Origin of the sequence: Neobacillus drentensis (genome assembly GCF_036966985.1) — a bacterium.
In the GTDB taxonomy this organism is placed as follows: Bacteria; Bacillota; Bacilli; order Bacillales; family Cytobacillaceae; genus Neobacillus; species Neobacillus drentensis_E.
This window is the reverse complement of sequence record NZ_JBALSN010000012.1, coordinates 1-2,367: the sequence shown is the minus strand read 5'-3', so window position 1 is coordinate 2,367 and position 2,367 is coordinate 1. Positions and strand designations below refer to the sequence as shown.

The 2,367-nt window shown below is 40.9% G+C and carries 3 protein-coding genes; 1 reads left to right on the top strand and 2 read right to left on the bottom strand.

The genetic code is table 11. From position 1 onward, the window contains the following. Window positions 1-47: 47 nt before the first annotated feature. Window positions 48-1,226 (bottom strand): toxic anion resistance protein, encoded by a 1,179-nt coding sequence (locus V7659_RS00760; protein WP_335537483.1) that lies wholly within the window; start codon window positions 1,224-1,226, stop codon window positions 48-50. Further along, window positions 1,223-1,879, bottom strand: a complete 657-nt coding sequence (locus V7659_RS00755) for a 5-bromo-4-chloroindolyl phosphate hydrolysis family protein (RefSeq protein WP_335537482.1) — start codon at window positions 1,877-1,879, stop codon at window positions 1,223-1,225. Before V7659_RS00755 ends, V7659_RS00760 begins: the two co-directional genes overlap by 4 nt. Before the next feature lie 293 nt (window positions 1,880-2,172). Here V7659_RS00755 and V7659_RS00750 point away from each other — a divergent pair. Further along, on the top strand, window positions 2,173-2,367 hold a 195-nt coding region (locus V7659_RS00750), incomplete at its 3' end, for a hypothetical protein (protein WP_335537481.1).

Here is a 2,367-nt window from a genome sequence, read left to right as displayed (position 1 = left end):
AAAAATGCCCTCGCTGCACTTGTTTGGTTGCAGCGAGGGCATTTTTTTTATTTCCCTTTAATCTCTAGTAGTTTTAATCGAAGGTCGTTTTCCATGGATGCCAGTTCCTGCTCGGCCAGGCGGCGCTTGTGTCGGCCTTCCTCTTGGATTCGCATCGTTTCTTCGAGTGTTGTGATCAAGCTTTCCTGTGTTTTCTTTAAGGTTTCAATATCAACGATTCCGCGCTCGTTTTCTTTCGCCGTCTCGATGGTATTGGTTTTTAGCATTTCTGCATTTTTCAACAGCAGCTCATTGGTTGTTTTTGAAACTTGCTTTTGCGCCTCGACGGCATGACGCTGGCGAATCAAAGTTAAGGCAATCGCCACCTGATTTTTCCATAATGGAATCGCCGTCATGATTGAAGATTGAATTTTTTCCACAAGCGCCTGATTCGTATTTTGAATCAAACGAATCTGAGGTGCGCTTTGAATCGTAATTTCTCGGCTTAATTTCAAATCATGCAGACGTTTATCCAACCGATCGGCAAATTGAATCATATCGTTAACTTCTTGGAACTTCATTTGGTCATTGGTCTGTTCCGCTGCTTTTTTCAGCTGAGGAATCGTCTTTTCCTGCATTTCCTCCAGCTTAATCTCCCCAGCAGCAATATAGACATTCAGGGCATGGAAGTATTCTTTATTCGTCTCATACAACTGTTCGAGCAATTTAATATCGGACATTAGGACATTTTTGCTACGGTCTAGTTTTACACTGATTCGGTCAATTTGGGCCCCTGTTTTTTGATATTTGGAGAGTACTTCTTGTACGGAGCTTGAAATTTTTCCAAACATACGAGCAAATAAGGATGGCTTCCCATCCTTCAAATCATCGGGATTCACTTCATCCAACCGCTTCATTAAATCACTAATGATCTGCCCTATTTCCCCAACATCCTGTTTCTGTACATGCTCAAGCATGGTATGTGAGAATGACAGCAGCTTTCCTTGGGCTTGGGTACCATATTGAATCATCGACTGATGGTTTGTCGGATCGATTTGCTCGGCAATCTGATAAGCTTTGGCCCGATGTTCTTCCGGTATTACATTAATTAATTTGACAGGTTTCGCCTCGCTTGTTTGCTGAACTGGATTTTGGGCTAACTCTAGTTTCTCGCCAAAAGGATCAGCAAGGATATCATCTAATAAATTACCAGTTTTACTTGGTTGAATCGGGTTGTTTTCGTTCATTTTAGCCACCTATTTTCTTCCGGGAATTTAGCGTCCTTTTCCTTATTGAGGGTATGCTTCGCGACGTCAATTTCAAAATTCAAGTGATCGATATCATCGGAAATCACCTTGTATAAATCCTCTTCCACTACCCTTGTTAGTTCATCTAGAGTATGGCGGGTTTCGATGAGAGATTGGCCCATCTCCATGTTTTTTTTCGGCTGGGAAGATAAAAAGCTGTATTTTTCGGTAAGTTCAACAATGGAGTCCAAATGGGAAAAATAAAATTGCTCCGCTTGGTAAAATCGTTTCGGTTCTTTGGTTGTCATCTTGTGTATTTTTTTTGTAATTCTAAGGAGATCAATTCTTTGTTTGACAGATGAAATATCGCGAATCGAGAATAGGTTTTTATTCAAGCGATTAATTTTCTGTTTGGCTTCCATAAGGTTCTTCCTTATGTACCGATATTCTTTTCTAGATATCTGATGCTTTTTTAAAAAGCGGGTGTTCATCACAATGCCGAGAATGAAATGGGTAAGAAACCCTGTGGTTAATGCAATTCCCGTTGCTGCCCAAAAGGTTTGGTCAAAAGGGAAATAGCTGATTAGCCACGTTAAGAAAGTTATTGGGACGGCTGCAGATGAGCGGATAAGAAACGACAAAATCGGGTTCATATTTGATCACTCCTGACTTAAGAAATCTTTATATTTCTACGATTGAAAGCAATGGAATGTTTCATTTCCCTCCAAAATATATGCCAAAAAGAAAATTATTTCCATTTACTACTTCCACAATACATGAAAAAACTCCTCCTCGCCATAGACCTCAAACGGAAAGAATTCTAGGACTTGAGACGTATTTTTCATAGGTGTGTGTGCGGCAGCCTCGATTATGTGGGCTTGTGCCCAAGAGTAGGTTAGTTAGATGCATAGGATAGATAGGATAGTGAGGAGAGAGGAGAATAGATATGTATAATCCTTATTATATGCCGATTGAGTATCAAAATAGTGTAGTAAATCCGCTGAATCTGCAAAGACAATATCATGGTGGCGGGATGCAGCATAATCATAGTGGACAACAGCATAACCATGGCGGACAGCAACATCATCATGGTGGGCAACACCAAAATCACGGTGGACAGCATCACAACCACGGCGGGCAA

Coding starts and splice junctions, on each gene's coding strand:
- V7659_RS00755 (WP_335537482.1), bottom strand. CDS start 1,879: ATGAACCCGATTTTGTCGTTTCTTATCCGCTCATCTGCAGCCGTCCCA.
- V7659_RS00760 (WP_335537483.1), bottom strand. CDS start 1,226: ATGAACGAAAACAACCCGATTCAACCAAGTAAAACTGGTAATTTATTA.